10 protein-coding genes, 6 tRNA genes and 3 rRNA genes are annotated in these 18,744 nt (G+C 41.0%); 4 read left to right on the top strand and 15 right to left on the bottom strand.

Annotated elements, in window-relative coordinates; genetic code table 11:
- Positions 1 to 13 precede the first annotated feature (13 nt).
- The 10 genes from ACB089_RS05040 to ACB089_RS04995 form a co-directional block, all read right to left on the bottom strand.
- Positions 14 to 102: transfer RNA gene (locus ACB089_RS05040), tRNA-Leu, on the bottom strand.
- Positions 103 to 107: 5 nt separating this feature from the next.
- Positions 108 to 182 (bottom strand) — tRNA-Gly (locus ACB089_RS05035).
- Positions 183 to 230: 48 nt separating this feature from the next.
- Positions 231 to 315, bottom strand: a tRNA-Leu gene (locus ACB089_RS05030).
- Positions 316 to 335: 20 nt separating this feature from the next.
- Positions 336 to 411: transfer RNA gene (locus tag ACB089_RS05025), tRNA-Lys, on the bottom strand.
- A 6-nt stretch (positions 412 to 417) separates the two neighbouring features.
- Positions 418 to 493 (bottom strand) — tRNA-Thr (locus ACB089_RS05020).
- 3 nt (positions 494 to 496) lie between these two features.
- Positions 497 to 572, bottom strand: a tRNA-Val gene (locus ACB089_RS05015).
- 10 nt (positions 573 to 582) lie between these two features.
- Positions 583 to 698, bottom strand: a 5S ribosomal RNA gene (gene rrf, locus ACB089_RS05010).
- A 117-nt stretch (positions 699 to 815) separates the two neighbouring features.
- A 23S ribosomal RNA gene (locus tag ACB089_RS05005) occupies positions 816 to 3,743 on the bottom strand.
- 180 nt (positions 3,744 to 3,923) lie between these two features.
- Positions 3,924 to 5,475: ribosomal RNA gene (locus ACB089_RS05000) — 16S ribosomal RNA — on the bottom strand.
- Together the 16S, 23S and 5S rRNA genes with 6 tRNA genes alongside form the textbook arrangement of a ribosomal RNA operon.
- Positions 5,476 to 5,751: 276 nt before the next feature.
- Positions 5,752 to 6,651, bottom strand: coding sequence for a DMT family transporter (locus ACB089_RS04995; protein ID WP_374965545.1), 900 nt, complete (start codon positions 6,649 to 6,651; stop codon positions 5,752 to 5,754).
- A 279-nt stretch (positions 6,652 to 6,930) separates the two neighbouring features.
- On the opposite strand from ACB089_RS04995, the gene ACB089_RS04990 reads away from it, so the two are divergent.
- From ACB089_RS04990 to ACB089_RS04980, 3 genes are all read left to right on the top strand, one after another.
- A complete protein-coding gene (locus ACB089_RS04990) occupies positions 6,931 to 7,650 on the top strand; it encodes an MgtC/SapB family protein (RefSeq protein WP_368637765.1) in 720 nt (239 codons plus the stop codon).
- A gap of 14 nt (positions 7,651 to 7,664) precedes the next feature.
- The gene (locus ACB089_RS04985; protein WP_374965544.1) at positions 7,665 to 8,651 is read left to right on the top strand and encodes a cation diffusion facilitator family transporter; all 987 of its coding nucleotides are present in this window, start codon (positions 7,665 to 7,667) and stop codon (positions 8,649 to 8,651) included.
- Between the two features lie 1,156 nt (positions 8,652 to 9,807).
- Positions 9,808 to 10,524, top strand: a complete 717-nt coding sequence (locus tag ACB089_RS04980) for a hypothetical protein (RefSeq protein WP_374965543.1) — start codon at positions 9,808 to 9,810, stop codon at positions 10,522 to 10,524.
- A gap of 268 nt (positions 10,525 to 10,792) precedes the next feature.
- Here the strand turns inward: ACB089_RS04980 and ACB089_RS04975 are convergent, their stop codons facing one another.
- The 4 genes from ACB089_RS04975 to pruA all read right to left on the bottom strand — a co-directional run bounded on the left by ACB089_RS04975 (position 10,793) and on the right by pruA (position 16,701).
- On the bottom strand, positions 10,793 to 11,956 hold the full coding sequence (locus tag ACB089_RS04975; RefSeq protein ID WP_374965542.1) for an iron-containing alcohol dehydrogenase: 1,164 nt from the start codon (positions 11,954 to 11,956) through the stop codon (positions 10,793 to 10,795).
- Positions 11,957 to 12,398: 442 nt separating this feature from the next.
- Entirely contained in the window at positions 12,399 to 13,643 is a 1,245-nt protein-coding gene (locus ACB089_RS04970) for a Glu/Leu/Phe/Val dehydrogenase (RefSeq protein WP_374965541.1), read from the bottom strand.
- An 83-nt stretch (positions 13,644 to 13,726) separates the two neighbouring features.
- Complete coding sequence (locus ACB089_RS04965) at positions 13,727 to 14,920, bottom strand: ornithine--oxo-acid transaminase (RefSeq protein WP_374965540.1); 1,194 nt, start codon at positions 14,918 to 14,920, stop codon at positions 13,727 to 13,729.
- Positions 14,921 to 15,156: 236 nt separating this feature from the next.
- Complete coding sequence (pruA, locus tag ACB089_RS04960; RefSeq protein ID WP_374965539.1) at positions 15,157 to 16,701, bottom strand: L-glutamate gamma-semialdehyde dehydrogenase; 1,545 nt, start codon at positions 16,699 to 16,701, stop codon at positions 15,157 to 15,159.
- 145 nt (positions 16,702 to 16,846) lie between these two features.
- Here pruA and ACB089_RS04955 point away from each other — a divergent pair, with 145 nt between their 5' ends.
- Complete coding sequence (locus tag ACB089_RS04955) at positions 16,847 to 18,154, top strand: sigma 54-interacting transcriptional regulator (protein ID WP_374965538.1); 1,308 nt, start codon at positions 16,847 to 16,849, stop codon at positions 18,152 to 18,154.
- A 157-nt stretch (positions 18,155 to 18,311) separates the two neighbouring features.
- Here ACB089_RS04955 and yugI read toward each other — a convergent pair whose 3' ends face one another.
- Positions 18,312 to 18,689 carry a S1 domain-containing post-transcriptional regulator GSP13 gene (gene yugI, locus ACB089_RS04950; protein WP_068985283.1) on the bottom strand — a complete coding sequence of 126 codons (378 nt, stop codon included), beginning with the start codon at positions 18,687 to 18,689 and terminating at the stop codon, positions 18,312 to 18,314.
- Positions 18,690 to 18,744: the final 55 nt, after the last annotated feature.

The raw sequence follows: 18,744 nt of genomic DNA, 5'->3' as shown, positions 1-18,744 counted from the left end.
TAATTATAAAAAATGGTGCCGAGGGCCGGAATCGAACCGGCACGGTAGTCACCTACCGCAGGATTTTAAGTCCTGTGCGTCTGCCAGTTCCGCCACCCCGGCACATTTGGAGCGGAAGACGAGGTTCGAACTCGCGACCCCCACCTTGGCAAGGTGGTGTTCTACCACTGAACTACTTCCGCATGTGCATAAGATTTTATTTATCCTGGCAATTATGAAATTCTTAAAAATGGTGCGGGTGAAGGGAGTCGAACCCCCACGCCTTGCGGCGCTAGATCCTAAGTCTAGTGCGTCTGCCAATTCCGCCACACCCGCATATTTTGTTGGCAATTAAATGGTGAGCCATGAAGGACTCGAACCTTCGACCCTCTGATTAAAAGTCAGATGCTCTACCAACTGAGCTAATGGCTCAAACTATGGTGCCGGCGATAGGAGTCGAACCCACGACCTACTGATTACAAGTCAGTTGCTCTACCAACTGAGCTACACCGGCAAATGGTGGAGGATGACGGGCTCGAACCGCCGACCCCCTGCTTGTAAGGCAGGTGCTCTCCCAGCTGAGCTAATCCTCCTGGGTATTATGCCTAGCGACGTCCTACTCTCACAGGGGGAAGCCCCCAACTACCATCGGCGCTAAAGAGCTTAACTTCCGTGTTCGGTATGGGAACGGGTGTGACCTCTTTGCCATCATCACTAGACTATTTTAAAGACAAGATTTATTATAACGTATTTTTGTTATAATTGCAAGCTTTTTTTAAAAAAACTTTCTTATTCTTTCAAAACTGGATAAACGTGCATTGAATGTTTCAAACATTTTGGTTAAGTCCTCGATCGATTAGTATTCGTCAGCTCCATGTGTCACCACACTTCCACCTCGAACCTATCTACCTCATCGTCTTTGAGGGATCTTACTTACTTGCGTAATGGGAAATCTCATCTTGAGGGGGGCTTCATGCTTAGATGCTTTCAGCACTTATCCCGTCCACACATAGCTACCCAGCGATGCCTTTGGCAAGACAACTGGTACACCAGCGGTGTGTCCATCCCGGTCCTCTCGTACTAAGGACAGCTCCTCTCAAATTTCCTACGCCCACGACGGATAGGGACCGAACTGTCTCACGACGTTCTGAACCCAGCTCGCGTACCGCTTTAATGGGCGAACAGCCCAACCCTTGGGACCGACTACAGCCCCAGGATGCGATGAGCCGACATCGAGGTGCCAAACCTCCCCGTCGATGTGGACTCTTGGGGGAGATAAGCCTGTTATCCCCGGGGTAGCTTTTATCCGTTGAGCGATGGCCCTTCCATGCGGAACCACCGGATCACTAAGCCCGTCTTTCGACCCTGCTCGACTTGTAGGTCTCGCAGTCAAGCTCCCTTGTGCCTTTACACTCTACGAATGATTTCCAACCATTCTGAGGGAACCTTTGGGCGCCTCCGTTACCTTTTAGGAGGCGACCGCCCCAGTCAAACTGTCCGCCTGACACTGTCTCCTGCCCCGCTAAGGGGCATGGGTTAGAATTTCAATACAACCAGGGTAGTATCCCACCGACGCCTCCTTCGAAGCTGGCGCTCCGAGATCTCTGGCTCCTACCTATCCTGTACAAGTTGTACCAAAATTCAATATCAGGCTACAGTAAAGCTCCACGGGGTCTTTCCGTCCTGTCGCGGGTAACCTGCATCTTCACAGGTACTATAATTTCACCGAGTCTCTCGTTGAGACAGTGCCCAGATCGTTACGCCTTTCGTGCGGGTCGGAACTTACCCGACAAGGAATTTCGCTACCTTAGGACCGTTATAGTTACGGCCGCCGTTTACTGGGGCTTCAATTCGCAGCTTCGCTTGCGCTAACCACTCCTCTTAACCTTCCAGCACCGGGCAGGCGTCAGCCCCTATACGTCACCTTACGGTTTTGCAGAGACCTGTGTTTTTGCTAAACAGTCGCCTGGGCCTATTCACTGCGGCTCTCATGCGCTTGCACGCTCAAGAGCACCCCTTCTCCCGAAGTTACGGGGTCATTTTGCCGAGTTCCTTAACGAGAGTTCTCTCGCACACCTTAGGATTCTCTCCTCGACTACCTGTGTCGGTTTGCGGTACGGGCACCTCTCACCTCGATAGAGGCTTTTCTTGGCAGTGTGAAATCAGGAACTTCGTCCATACGGACTCGCCATCACAGCTCAACGTTACAGTGTGCGGATTTGCCTACACACACGCCTTACTGCTTGGACGCGCACAACCAACGGCGCGCTTACCCTATCCTACTGCGTCCCCCCATTTCTCAAACGGTGAGGAGGTGGTACAGGAATATCAACCTGTTGTCCATCGCCTACGCCTATCGGCCTCGGCTTAGGTCCCGACTAACCCTGAGCGGACGAGCCTTCCTCAGGAAACCTTAGTCATACGGTGGACGGGATTCTCACCCGTCTTTCGCTACTCATACCGGCATTCTCACTTCTAAGCGCTCCACCAGTCCTTCCGGTCTGACTTCAACGCACTTAGAACGCTCTCCTACCACTGACATCGTAGATGTCAATCCACAGCTTCGGTGAATCGTTTAGCCCCGATACATTTTCGGCGCAGCGTCACTCGACCAGTGAGCTATTACGCACTCTTTAAATGATGGCTGCTTCTAAGCCAACATCCTGGTTGTCTGTGCAACGCCACATCCTTTTCCACTTAACGATTACTTTGGGACCTTAGCTGGTGGTCTGGGCTGTTTCCCTTTTGACTACGGATCTTATCACTCGCAGTCTGACTCCCGTGTATAAATATCTGGCATTCGGAGTTTGTCTGAATTCGGTAAACCGGGATGGCCCCCTAGTCCAAACAGTGCTCTACCTCCAGTATTCTCATCACGAGGCTAGCCCTAAAGCTATTTCGGAGAGAACCAGCTATCTCCAAGTTCGATTGGAATTTCTCCGCTACCCACACCTCATCCCCGCACTTTTCAACGTGCGTGGGTTCGGGCCTCCAGTAAGTGTTACCTCACCTTCACCCTGGACATGGGTAGATCACCTGGTTTCGGGTCTACGACCACGTACTAATTCGCCCTATTCAGACTCGCTTTCGCTGCGGCTCCGCCTTCTAAAGCTTAACCTCGCACGTAATCGTAACTCGCCGGTTCATTCTACAAAAGGCACGCTATCACCCATTAACGGGCTCTAACTACTTGTAGGCACACGGTTTCAGGATCTCTTTCACTCCCCTTCCGGGGTGCTTTTCACCTTTCCCTCACGGTACTGGTTCACTATCGGTCACTAGGTAGTATTTAGCCTTGGGAGATGGTCCTCCCGGATTCCGACGGAATTTCACGTGTTCCGCCGTACTCAGGATCCACTCAGGAGAGAACGAACTTTCGACTACAGGGCTTTTACCTGCTCTGGCGGACCTTTCCAAGTCGCTTCATCTAACTCGCTCTTTTGTAACTCCGTATAGAGTGTCCTACAACCCCAAGAGGCAAGCCTCTTGGTTTGGGCTCTTCCCGTTTCGCTCGCCGCTACTCAGGGAATCGATTTTTCTTTCTCTTCCTCCAGGTACTTAGATGTTTCAGTTCCCTGGGTCTGCCTTCAAGACGCTATGAATTCACGTCAAGATACTACGCGATTAAACGTAGTGGGTTCCCCCATTCGGAAATCTCCGGATCAAAGCTCACTTACAGCTCCCCGAAGCATATCGGTGTTAGTGCCGTCCTTCTTCGGCTCCTAGTGCCAAGGCATTCGCCGTGCGCCCTTAATAACTTAACCAAGTTATTAAGCCTATAAAAAACTTAAAAAATAAATGTGTTTGTTACAATTTCAATGTCGTTTTATCCAGTTTTCAAAGAACAAGTTTTGAAGTGTTTCATTCAGAAGAATGAACCTTCAAAACTGAACGCAAAACGTAATCTTACAAACCCTAGGTTTGTATTCCGAAAATATCCTTAGAAAGGAGGTGATCCAGCCGCACCTTCCGATACGGCTACCTTGTTACGACTTCACCCCAATCATCTATCCCACCTTCGGCGGCTGGCTCCAAAAGGTTACCCCACCGACTTCGGGTGTTACAAACTCTCGTGGTGTGACGGGCGGTGTGTACAAGGCCCGGGAACGTATTCACCGCGGCATGCTGATCCGCGATTACTAGCGATTCCGGCTTCATGTAGGCGAGTTGCAGCCTACAATCCGAACTGAGAACGACTTTATCGGATTAGCTCCCTCTCGCGAGTTGGCAACCGTTTGTATCGTCCATTGTAGCACGTGTGTAGCCCAGGTCATAAGGGGCATGATGATTTGACGTCATCCCCACCTTCCTCCGGTTTGTCACCGGCAGTCACCTTAGAGTGCCCAACTAAATGATGGCAACTAAGATCAAGGGTTGCGCTCGTTGCGGGACTTAACCCAACATCTCACGACACGAGCTGACGACAACCATGCACCACCTGTCACCGTTGTCCCCGAAGGGAAAACCATATCTCTACAGTGGTCACCGGGATGTCAAGACCTGGTAAGGTTCTTCGCGTTGCTTCGAATTAAACCACATGCTCCACCGCTTGTGCGGGCCCCCGTCAATTCCTTTGAGTTTCAGTCTTGCGACCGTACTCCCCAGGCGGAGTGCTTAATGCGTTAGCTGCAGCACTAAGGGGCGGAAACCCCCTAACACTTAGCACTCATCGTTTACGGCGTGGACTACCAGGGTATCTAATCCTGTTTGCTCCCCACGCTTTCGCGCCTCAGCGTCAGTTACAGACCAGAAAGTCGCCTTCGCCACTGGTGTTCCTCCAAATCTCTACGCATTTCACCGCTACACTTGGAATTCCACTTTCCTCTTCTGCACTCAAGTCCCCCAGTTTCCAATGACCCTCCACGGTTGAGCCGTGGGCTTTCACATCAGACTTAAAGGACCGCCTGCGCGCGCTTTACGCCCAATAATTCCGGACAACGCTTGCCACCTACGTATTACCGCGGCTGCTGGCACGTAGTTAGCCGTGGCTTTCTAATAAGGTACCGTCAAGGTACAGCCAGTTACTACTGTACTTGTTCTTCCCTTACAACAGAGTTTTACGATCCGAAAACCTTCTTCACTCACGCGGCGTTGCTCCATCAGGCTTTCGCCCATTGTGGAAGATTCCCTACTGCTGCCTCCCGTAGGAGTCTGGGCCGTGTCTCAGTCCCAGTGTGGCCGATCACCCTCTCAGGTCGGCTACGCATCGTCGCCTTGGTGAGCCGTTACCTCACCAACTAGCTAATGCGCCGCGGGCCCATCTTATAGCGACAGCCGAAACCGTCTTTCAGTATTTCACCATGAAGTAAAATAGATCATTCGGTATTAGCCCCGGTTTCCCGGAGTTATCCCAAACTATAAGGTAGGTTGCCCACGTGTTACTCACCCGTCCGCCGCTAACGTCAAAGGAGCAAGCTCCTTCTCTGTTCGCTCGACTTGCATGTATTAGGCACGCCGCCAGCGTTCGTCCTGAGCCAGGATCAAACTCTCCATAAAAAGAAATTTGATTAGCTCAAATTGTTTTGCTGGCATCATGTTTGATGTCCAAAATTTTGTTTCTTTCACTAACTCAAGGTTAGCTACTAAAAACTTTATTGATTACGTTTTGCTTGTTCAGTTTTCAAGGTTCATTTCGTCACCGTTTGTTTTCAGCGACTTTATTATCATAACTTGTATTCAACAAGAAGTCAACAACTTTTTTAAAATCTTTTTTTATCAAGTCGTCCTTCTTGTTAAGGACAAGTAATAATATATAATATAGCATTTTAAAAATCAAGCTTTTTTAGAAAAAAACTTAAAAATCTTTTTCTCATCGACTATAAACAATAGAATTCCTACTATAACAATGAATCCACCAATAATTTGTGTGGCTATTAAATACTCTTTAAAAATTACAAGAGCTAAAATGGCCGCTCCAATTGGTTCAAATAATATCGCAATCGAAACTACATTTGTACTAACGTATTTGATGGACCAATTAAATAGTGTATGACCAAATAAATTAGGAACTATCGCTAAGAAAATAAAACATATCCAGTCCATAATAGAATAAGGGCCGAATGATTCACCTTTAATAAGAACATAGATCAATAACGTAATTGTACTAACAACATAAACAATCATCGTGTAAGTCACAAGAGATAACCTTTTACGTACATCCTGTCCAAATAAAAAGTAGGCTGTAACAAGTACGCACGCAATCAAAGCAAGCATATCTCCATAAAATGCAGTTCCACTAACTTTAAAATCTCCCCAACTAATTAAAACACTTCCGATTATCGCAATTGCTCCTGCAATAATAGTTTTTACAGTAATCTCCTCTTTAAAGAAAAAATATGTACCTACAAATGCAAACAATGGCTGAAGAGTAACCAAAACTGTAGAACTTGCTACAGAAGTGTAATTGAGTGATTCAAACCACAATATAAAATGAAAAGCTAAAAATATGCCTGCAATTGAAGAAAATAGCCAATCACGTATTCTTAATTGTTTTACCTCGTTAGTGTATTTCCAAAAAAACAGAGGAGCCATTATTAAGACTGAAAACAACATACGGTAAAACGCAATAACTCCTGCTTCTGCATTTGCTAATTTTACTAATATGGCAGATAAGGATACAGAAACAACGCCAATAAAAATAGGGATGTATGGATGAATTTTTGGTTTCTCCATAAAATCCAACCTTCAATTAATTATGCCTCGGCATAATTGCGTCCGGAATCGCCCGAGGATTTAACTGCTTTCATTGAATGTTTGGACACCCGCTGAACACTCACTTAAACCCACATTCACCTCACTACCTATAGAGGCGAGTGACTTATGCCTAAAAGAAGTTAAAAAATACTTATACATCATTCCGATCGTGATGTACAATACAAAAAAGTAATGTACATATAATAATGACACCTTGCATATCTCTTAGCAATACGAAATATCTGTGGAGGGTTGCTTATGGAAACCTTATTTGGAAATATGATTACATATGAAGTTGGCATAAAATTAGTTATTGCAGCCACATTAAGTTTAGTAATCGGCATTGAAAGGGAATTAAAAAAGAAACCTGTAGGATTAAAAACAAGCTTAGTCATTGCTACATTTAGCTGTTTATTAACTATTATTTCGATTGAAACCGCCTATTCAACACCCCCAAGGTCTGACATCAATATTACAATGGATCCTCTTCGCTTGGCTGCCCAAGTTGTTAGTGGAATTGGATTTCTTGGAGCAGGCGTTATTTTAAGACGCGGAAATGATAGTATCTCAGGTTTAACTACCGCTGCAATGATTTGGGGAGCAGCTGGGATAGGAATTGCAGTTGGCGCAGGATTTTATATGGATGCTACATTAGCTGTTATTATCATTGTCTTCGGAATTGAGGTTTTATCGCCGTTTCTTATGAAAATAGGACCAAAACGGATTCGTATGCGAGAAATATCATTGAAAGTTCAGATTAACAATGATGAAAACAGCGAATCTTTTCTTCAATTTCTAAAGGAGAACAATATTATCATCGAAAACATTCGTATTCAAGCTGTTCCAAACAATGATAATGTTTTACATGAATTAGATTTACGTTTATCATTAATTATCTCTGATAACTTACTGTCATTTTATCGTTCATTACGAACACTATCTTATATAGAAAAAATAGAAATGGAAATTTTAAACTAGTTGGAGGATTCTTCGTGGCAGAAATATTAAAACTATTAAAAGACGGTAATAAACCCTCTCTTATGGCGGCATTTGTAAATGCCTTTTTAGGAATTATTAAAGGTGCTGCCTTCTTCTTTACAGGTAATGTTGCTATGTTTGCAGAAATGATGCACTCTTTGGGAGATGCAGCAAACCAGTTTTTCGTTTATATCGGCTCAGCTCTTTCGAAAAAAGCACCGACAAAACAATTCCCTTCAGGCTTTGGTCGAATTGTAAATTTAGTTTGTCTTTTTGCCGTAATTATCGTAGCTATCCTTTCTTATGAAACGGTAAAAGAAGGCTGGCATCATTTTATACATCCTGCAGAAGAATCTAAAGGAATGCTCATTGCACTTGGAGTATTATTGATCGGGATTGTTTTAGAAGGGGCTGTGCTTGCTAAAGCTGCGGTTGAAATTCTCCATGAAGCCGGTCAGGAAAAAGCAGGAATACTAACAGCAATTCCTAAAGCTTTTGGCTATTTGAATCGTGCAAAACCAGCAACAAAATTAGTATTTATGGAAGACTTAGTTGCTACAGGTGGTAATGTTTTGGCCTTCGCTGCTATTTTAATCGCACATTTTACAGGCTGGACAAATATAGAAGGACTTGTTTCAATGATTATTGGCTGTATGATGTTCTATGTAGTAGCAAAAGTGTTCCTTGATAATGCACGTGGCGTTATTGGTGAAACAGACGAAGAAATGCTCAACCATATTGCTCATATTGTCATGGATGACCCGAACATTCAAGATATTGTACGCTTAGAGGTTATTAAAGAAGGCGAATTTTTACATGTGGAATTAGTTGCTGAAGCTGACGCTAATCTATCACTCGCTTTTCTAGATGACGTACGCGACCATTTAACAGAGATCATTTCAAGTCAGAAGGGCGTAACAAAAGTGACCATTTTATTTGATGAGGATGATGGCACAATAGATTGGGTGCATATTGGCGAAAGACCAGAAACTAAACATTAAAACAGTAACATCAACCTTATTATCCAAAATATTTTTTCTATAATAAGATAAATAGCATAAGAAAAGTTTTTGGCAGCAGTTATTCTCAAAATAAATTCTGATTTAACATTCCCATACAACTTTAGTTAACATAACCTTAGAAAAAGACAGTAATGACAAAGGACAAACCCTTGTCATTACTGTCTTTCGCATTACCGTTACTTTTATCAAACTTTATAAAGTTTGTTTTTTTATTAAAATTTAAAAACTTGTTTACTTTTATCGTTCTAGACCCAATCGTACTATGACCTCAGATGGTTCAGCTACTTGTCGCCAAGTAGGTTATGAAGGGTACTTCACGTTTCCATCAGACCTCCCCGGGTAAGCGTATGCACTTTCACACCATCTATCCGCCTCATTTACTAGATATGACCTTCGACAGAAAGGACTTTGTTTTGTAATGTAAACTCATCCAATCATACCTAGCCTTATATGAGATTCGTGTTCCTCGGACCGGTGTTTTGCCTCCAGATTCCCTCAGATTCCGCGTCGCCACGGACACCCTTGCTCTTGGCTATCCCCTACTTCTGTCTTCGAGGTTCAGGACTTACACTCTATAGTTCATGCGCATGCCAGGCGTACACAAATTTAGCTGCTTATTTCGCAAAAATAAGTAGCTATAAATTTGTAAAGGTCGTAGGATCTCCTACCAAGTCAAAAACAACGTTTTTGGGGATTACCATGGTAATCCCCTTGCTTGCCCCTTCCAAAGAAATATAAAAACTTCGCAAATCTTTTCTAAACTTTTATTAAAGAAAAAGGAGTAACTTTTGCTACTCCCTTAAACTCTCTTTATTCATTTTTCGACTTGTTATATCTGTAAAACAAACCAGCACTATACAATATAGTCAAAGTAATTGGAAGTACTATTTTTATAGTTAAATCATCAACACAATACCAAACAACAACATACAAAAATAATAACGCTAATAAACCCGTCCATAATGAACGAATAAATTTTTCTTTGTTATCCAAATTTCGGTAAAATTTCACAGTATCACCTCTTCGCTTTAGTAAAAATGTACTTTTTTTCAGAAGAATATTCAATGAGAAAATTTGACTATGGTGTAAGTATAATAATATACTGGATAGTAATATAAAGAAGGGTGGTACATATATGTCAAAAAAAATTATATACCTTACATGTATTATGTTGTCATTCTCACTAATTTCTTCAAGTGTTTTAAGCTTCAGTATAGCAAATGCGAGCTCTATGGAAACTACAAATCTAAATTCTGACGAAAAATATGAAATCGAATATTTAGAAAACACAGATGTATACCAAAAAATTAAGTTCACAAATAAAGAAACAGGTGAAATCGAATATTTAGAAGTTGATCTTACTAATGAAAATCCTGAATACCTTGCAACTTATAATGATAAGCAAACAAAAGAACAAACAGAAGTTTCAATAACAAAAGAAGAAGATTCACTTGTTATTGAAAATCTAACGACTAACGAAAAAAAGACGGAAGAAATCTTTAATTTATCCAATGAAAATACCGTTCTACCTAGAGCACTTCCTGGAGGCAATGGTGATTATAAACTTCAAAACACATGGAAAGGTAGTAAATCATTAACTGACAATGGAACTGCTACAGTATCTTTAGCCGCTGGAATAATAGCTTCTATTTATGGAGGTCTTATAACTGGTGTTGTTACAACAATTGCATCTTATCTTGTTACAAAAGGCGCTCCAACTTTCTACTATATCCATGAGTTATACTACTATAAAGGTGCTCCAGCTAAACCTGCATCATTCGTAAGATACTATGAAAAATCTAACTACACAGGGTATATTGACGCTGTATATAATAATTTTATATGGCACTAAATGGTGTTTTGTAAAAATAAAATAAAAAAAGAGGATCCGAATTTGAATTCGGATTTCTCTATTTTTTATGTTGTCTCCAGATAGCCCTTAGCTAACAGCTGTGAATTTTCTTAAATTCACGGCCATTAATGCGAGGCCCATCTCGTTTTCAACCTTCGATTTTCAACGAAGCCACCTTGAGCCTCTCCATTACATACAAAAATATGCTTCTTACACGACAATAAAAAATATGAGACCACAATGCGTAGCCTCATATCCATTTTCAATATTAAAGTGAGTTTTGCAAAATAGTACGGACATCTTCTTCTTGTAATTTGTTGAAGTTTCCAAAAGGTCCATTTTGCATAGCATGTTCTACAATTTGATCGAATTTCGAATCATCAATATCATAATCTGCAAAGCGACTCGGAGCTCCTAATGAAGTCCAGAATGAAGATATACGATCAATCCCCTCATATGCAGCCTCTTCCGGTGACTTCCCTGTCGCATCAACGCCAAAGACACGTGTTGCAAGGCCTGCAAAACGTTCTGGATTCACCGATACACTTAGACGCATCCAATGAGGCTGTAAAATTGCTAATCCACCTGCATGCGGAATATCGTAAACTGCAGATACAGCATGCTCAATATTATGTGACGCCCAATCACCGCGAGAGCCAATTGATAAGAATCCATTTAACCCAATTGTTCCAGCTAATAAAATTGTTTCACGTAACTGGATATTCTCCAAATCGTCAAGTAATTTAGGCGCTGTAGAAATGACAGTTCGTAACACACCTTCACACATTTCATCTGTAATTGGTGTATTCGTCGTACTATGGAAATACTGTTCAAATACATGTGACATCATATCAACGATTCCATAAACTGTATGATCTTTTGGTACTGTCACTGTATACACTGGATTTAAAATTGAAAATTTCGGGAATGCAGCAGGACTACCCCAACTTAGTTTTTCTTCTGTAGCTGCGTTTGTAATAACAGAGCCAGAGTTCATTTCGGAGCCTGTTGCAGCAAGCGTTAAAACTGTTCCGAGCGGTAAAGCGTCCTGCACGAAGACTTTACGTTTCACAATATCCCACGCATCGCCATCATATTTTGCACCAGCAACGATTAATTTTGAACAGTCAATAACGGAACCTCCGCCAACGGCTAGAACAAGGTCAATTCCTTCTCTTTTACAAATATCAATACCAAGTCTTGCCGTTTCAACACGCGGATTTGGCTCGACACCACTCAATTCAAAGATCGTTTTATCCGCTTCATGTAACTTTTCGATGACGGCATTGTATACACCATTTTTCTTAATGCTACCTCCACCATATACAACTAACACCTTTTTACCGTATTGCGCGATCTCTCTTGGTAACTTTTCCAGTGCATCTTCACCAAAATGTAACTTCACCGGATTATAAAATGTAAATGAATCCATTCAATTCGCCCCTTTCTAGTTGGATTTTCTCATATTTCTATTAGGGAAAGCAAAGATTAAATTTTGACGTGTAGTCGTTATAAATCTTATGAAATGAATCTATTCGGGAACTGGGACATTTATTTCTGCTTATTTCTCCTGTATGAACTCATAGCATTTTAAACAATCCTGGTTTTTGTTTTACTCGATTAAAAATTCTAACAGTAAAAACATATACTGCTCATCAAAGTATCAGCGATTTTCTCGATGTTATCAGAGTGAAGCGGCTCATCAGACGCCCCCAAGAATGCGCCCAGCCGGAACGGAAATCACTCCCTCGTTTTGCCCAAGAGCCATACTTTATTTAATTTGACGCCTTAATTTCATTGACACAATAAGTCTTTAAAAACATGAAACGAGCCATCCCATTAAAGGAATGACTCGTTTCATATTTATATTTTGATTAAACCCATCCACGGAAGCGTGAAGCTTCTGCAGTACGGCGAACACCTACCATATAAGCTGCTAAACGCATGTTAATGTTACGTGTTGTTGCTGTTGTATAAACGTTTTCAAATGCATCAACCATTTTTTTGTATAGACGTTCTTCAACTTCTTCCTCAGTCCAGTAATAACCTTGGTTATTTTGTACCCATTCGAAGTAAGAAACTGTTACCCCACCAGCAGATGCTAATACGTCTGGTACAAGTAAAATGCCACGCTCAGTTAAAATTCTAGTTGCTTCAGCAGTTGTTGGACCATTTGCTGCTTCTACTACGATGTTTGCTTTAATGTTGTTTGCATTTTCAGCAGTAATTTGATTTTCAATAGCAGCCGGCACTAGAATATCACAATCAAGCTCTAATAATTCTTTGTTTGAAATTGTGTTTTCAAATAATGTTGTTACTGTACCAAAGCTATCGCGACGATCTAATAAGTATTCGATATCTAAACCTTCCGGATCATGAAGTGCACCATAAGCATCTGAAATACCGATTACTTTTGCACCTAAATCATGCATGAATTTCGCAAGGAAGCTACCTGCGTTACCAAAGCCTTGAATAACAACGCGTGCCCCTTTAAGATCAATGCCACGTTTTTTCGCTGCTTCTTGGATAACGATCGTTACACCTTGTGCAGTAGCACGGTCACGACCTTGAGAACCACCAAGCACTAGCGGCTTACCTGTGATGAAACCTGGTGAGTTGAATTCATCCATACGGCTGTATTCGTCCATCATCCAAGCCATAATTTGCGCATTCGTAAATACGTCTGGAGCAGGAATGTCTTTTGTTGGTCCTACGATTTGACTAACTGCACGTACATAGCCGCGGCTTAAACGTTCAATTTCACCCATAGACATTTGACGTGGGTCACAGATGACACCGCCTTTACCACCGCCATAAGGTAGATCCACAATACCACATTTCAATGTCATCCACATTGAAAGCGCTTTAACTTCTTCCTCAGAAACTGCTGGGTGGAAACGTACCCCACCTTTAGTTGGTCCTACAGCATCATTATGTTGTGCACGGTAACCAGTAAATACTTTAGTTGTACCATCATCCATTTTCACTGGGATGCGTACTTGTAACATACGAAGTGGTTCCTTTAACAATTCATACATTGCTTCGTCATAGCCAAGTTTATTTAGAGCATCTTGAATGACATCTTGTGTTGATGTGAATAGGTTTAAGTTTTCAGACATATTAAATCGCCTCTTTGTTTTATTTAATGATAGTATATCGGCATCATTGTAACATACTTCCGAATTAAAATGTGAACATTTTGTTAAAGATTAAATACTTTTTCAATTTGTTCAATTGACCAATCTAAATCTTCTTGAGAAATAACAAGTGGTGGTGCAAAACGAATTACTGTATCATGTGTTTCTTTACATAATAAGCCTAGTTCTTTAAGCTTTTCACAGTATGGACGTGCTTCCTCAGTTAATTCCATTCCGATGAATAAACCACGACCACGAACTTCTTTAATTACTGGATTATTAATGTTGCGTAATCTACCTTTGAAATATTCACCTAGCTCTTGAGAACGCTCTGCTAATTTTTCATCTAGTAATACTTTAAGTGATGCAATAGAAACCGCACATGCTAATGGATTACCACCGAAAGTAGAACCATGTGAACCTGGATTGAATACACCTAAGATGTCACGGTTTGCAGCTACACAAGAAATTGGGAATACACCGCCACCTAGAGCTTTACCTAAAATGTACATATCAGGCTCTACATCTTCCCAGTCACATGCAAACATTTTACCTGTACGTGCTAAACCAGCTTGGATTTCATCTGCAATGAATAAAACATTGTTTTCACGACATAACTCGCGAGCTGCTTTTAAGAAGCCTTCTGGTGGAATAACAATACCAGCTTCCCCTTGGATAGGTTCGATTAAAAACGCTGCAGTGTTCGGAGTAATTGCTGATTTCAATGCATCTAAATTACCGTAATCTACCAGTTTAACATTCGGTAACATTGGACCGAAACCACGACGATATTCTTCATCAGATGATAAAGATACAGCAAGCATTGTACGGCCATGGAAGTTTCCGTTACATGCAATGATTTCAGCCTTGCCATCTTCTACACCTTTTACATCATATGCCCAACGACGAGCAGCTTTAAATGCAGTTTCTACCGCTTCTGCACCTGTATTCATTGGTAATACCATTTGTTTATTCGTTAATGTACCAACAAGCTCATACCATTCACCAAGGTTTTCGCTATAAAATGCACGAGAAGTTAATGTTACCTTATCAGCTTGCTCTTTTAACGCAGCGATAATTTTTGGATGACGATGTCCCTGATTCACAGCAGAGTAAGCTGATAGCATATCTAAGTATTTGTTTCCTTCTGGATCTTTTACCCAAGCACCCTCAGCCTCTGAAATAACGATTGGCAGTGGGTGATAGTTTGCAGCACCAAAATTTTGAGTTTGTTCAATAACTTGTTGTGTTTTTGTCATATAGTATTCTCTCCTTACTTTCATCATGAAAAATCTATGGAAGACTATGTTCTTCTAAAAGCTAATTTACTAGACAGCATTTTCTGAATAAAGAAAAAATAAGAATCTGCTTGCTTCCCCTAGGTAAAGCCGCTTCGACGTTAGCTACTGCGGTTCTTACCAGGCTTACTTTCCCAGGAGGAGTTTCGCAGATTCTTTTTAATTCTAATACTTATAGAAAAGCCTTATCTTAAACATTACAGCATTTCTGAAGTTGTTTTTGCTTGCATGTGAAGTTGTAGATAGTCAGGGCCACCTGCTTTTGAGTCTGTACCTGACATATTGAAGCCACCAAATGGTTGGTAACCTACGATTGCACCTGTACAACCACGGTTGAAGTATAAGTTACCTACATGGAAATCTTCACGTGCTTTTTCTAAATTCACACGATTATTTGTAATAACCGCACCAGTTAAACCGTATTCAGTATCGTTTGCAATATCGATTGCTTCATCGAAATCTTTAGCTTTTGTAATAGCTACAACTGGTCCAAAAATTTCTTCTTTCATAACACGTGCATTACGATCTACGTCCGCAAATACTGTTGGTTGGACGAAGTAACCAACTGAATCATCAGCTGTACCACCAGCAACAAGGCGACCTTCTCCCTTACCAATTTCAATGTATTCTGTAATTTTGTTGAATGCTGCTTGGTCGATAACTGTTGCCATGAAGTTGCTGAAGTCTACTGGATCACCAACTGTTAGTGCATTCGTAAGCTCCACTACACGATTCACAACTGTGTCATATACATCTTCAACGATAACAGCACGAGAACATGCTGAACATTTTTGACCTGAGAAGCCGAATGCTGATTTTACGATAGATTGTGCAGCAAGTTCTAAATCTGCTTCTTTATCGACAACGATTGTATCTTTACCGCCCATTTCAGCGATTACACGTTTAATCCAAATTTGACCATCGTTTAATACCGATGCACGTTGGTTAATACGTAAACCTACATCACGTGAGCCAGTGAAGCTGATGAAGCGTGTTTTTGGATGATCAACTAAGTAGTCACCTACTTCTGCCCCAGAACCGGGTACAAAGTTCACTGCACCTGCTGGCAGACCTGCTTGCTCTAATACTTCGATAAATTTATAAGCAACTACTGGAGTTGTAGAAGCTGGTTTTAATAATACAGTGTTACCTGTTACTAAAGCTGCAACCGTTGTACCTGCCATAATTGCGAATGGGAAGTTCCAAGGTGAAATAACAATACCAACCCCTAATGGAATATAGTCATAACGGTTGTATTCACCTGGACGGCTTTCTACAGGTTGACCGTCTTTAATACGTAGCATTTGACGACCATAATATTCTAAAAAGTCGATTGCTTCTGCAGTATCTGCATCAGCTTCAGCCCATGGTTTACCTGCTTCTTTTGTTAAAAGTGCAGAGAATTCATGTTTACGACGGCGAATAATCGCTGCTGCTTTAAATAATACATCTGCACGAATAGCTGGATCTACTTTTTTCCAAGTTTTAAATGTTTCATCAGCCGCTTGCATCGCTTTTTCAGCTAGCTCTTTACTTGCTTTTGATACGCGACCAATTACTTCTGTTTTCTTTGCAGGGTTATATGAAATGATTTTATCTTCTGTAGTAATACGTTCGCCACCAATAATAAGTGGATAGTCTTGACCTAAATAACTCTCAACTTTATTTAAAGCCTCTACATATGCGTTGTAGTCTGCTTCTTGAGTAAAATCCGTGAATGGTTCGTGTTTGTATGAAATCATAATTTATCCTCCCTAGTGAGATGTATTTTAGTGTGCAAAAAACATTGACGCAAAATATTTTTGCGTTTAGAATATTCTTACACTTATTATAATGCAAAATTCTGTTGCATATTTCAAGTAAAAAATTTTTTGAGGTGCACATTTTATGAAAATTTCTGAACCCTTACTACCTTTTTATGAGTTTATTGCAACAAATGTAACTGTTGGTATACACGCCGTAGACCTTTCTGGCAAAACAATTATTTATAATACAAAGATGAAAGAAATTGAGGGATTTCATTTTGATGAATTAGCAGATCGTTCTGTTATTGAAATGTTTTCCTTTCGCCAGCATGAAAGTACTTTAATGCGTGTTTTACAAACTGGTCAAAAAGAAATTAATGTTAAACAAACCTATTGGAATAAAAATGGTCATGAAATTACAACGATTAATGATACTTTTCCACTTTATACTGAAAATAAACTAATTGGAGCAATTGAATTTGCTCGTGACATTACATCACTCGAAAAGCTTGTTTATCAGCCTCTTCGCCGATATGGTGAACCATTAACATTCGATGTCATTACTTCTGTTTCCGAATCGATGCAACAGGTTATCGCAAATGCCAAAAAAGCAGCAGCTGTGAAATTACCTGTTTTACTAATTGGTGAATCCGGTACAGGAAAAGATTTAATCGCAGAGGGTATTCACCATGCAGCATCTTCTGATCCTGAAGCATTTGTCACTCTAGTGAGTCGCCGTTCTGCACAATCTGTTTTAGATAAATTACAGGAGCTCTTACAGGATGACAAGGCATACACTTTTTTCTTTGAACGCATTGATTTTTTAAGCCTAGATATCCAAGAGCAATTATTAGAAGTATTGCAATCCCTTCCACAGTCAAAGTACATGCTCATTGGGAGTGTTGGTAGCGATCCAATTACATTAATTGCGGAAAAGAAGCTTTCAAAATCACTGTATTATTTCTTTGCAACAATGGCCATTACCATCCCAAATTTAACAGATCGAAAAGAAGATATTCTTCCATTCGTAGAGGATTATTTTAGCCGACATCGAGAACGCTTTGCTTCAAATGTAGCGGAACTTGCACCTGATGTACGGGATTTATTCTTGCAATATGATTGGCCAGGGAATTTAAAGGAGCTTGAGCTATTACTAGATGAAATTGTGTCGTTTATGACGACTGAGTCAACAGTTACCTCAGATTTACTCCCACTGCATTTTCGTTTCAAGGTACAACAGCAAGATGAATCCAATCGCGAGCCAGAATTCTTTATGTTCCATCAACAAAATGATGTAATGCCGCTCGATGCTTATTTACGTGAAGCCGAATCATATTATGTGCAAAATGTCTTAAATTTATATGAAGGCAATATTACAAAGGCTGCTAGCGCACTTGGCATGAGTCGCCAAAACTTACAATACCGAATTCGGAAAATAAAAAATCAGTAATTTTGAATATAAAAAACGAGGATACTTTCAATATGAAAGCATCCTCGTTTTATTATCCCGCATTAACAGGCAGTAATTTTTGCTGTACCGAAAGTGAATTCATCTCACCAACTATAGAAGTGGGAGACTTCCGCTGAAAGAAGTAAAAAGATTCACTTTAGTGTCCTGACTGCTCGATCCAGTCCTGTAATTTATCTTTTAGGGAATTAAAACCATTCGCATCCGATTCATCTACACGGTCCTGCAATGATTTACGTGGTGGTGCATCTTTTTTACGTAATGTTGCTGGGCGCTCTTGCAAAGCTCGAATCGATAAACTAATTTTTTCGGCCTCTTCATCGATTTCAAGTATCTTCACTTCTACCTCTTGCCCAACTGATAAAAACTCACTAACATCCTTTACAAAGCCGTACGTAATTTCGGAAATATGCACAAGGCCTTGTGTATCTTCATCAAGCGCAACAAATGCACCGTACGGCTGAATACCTGTAACTTTTCCGTTTAACACGTCTCCTAATTCATATTTTTTCACCATAACCTCTTGCCCACTTTCTTTTTGATTGCTACGTATATATCACCTTAAATTATAA

The organism is Lysinibacillus sp. RS10 (assembly GCF_041956855.1).
Taxonomy (GTDB): domain Bacteria; phylum Bacillota; class Bacilli; order Bacillales_A; family Planococcaceae; genus Lysinibacillus; species Lysinibacillus xylanilyticus_A.
This window is presented reverse-complemented; position numbering and strand designations above follow the sequence as displayed.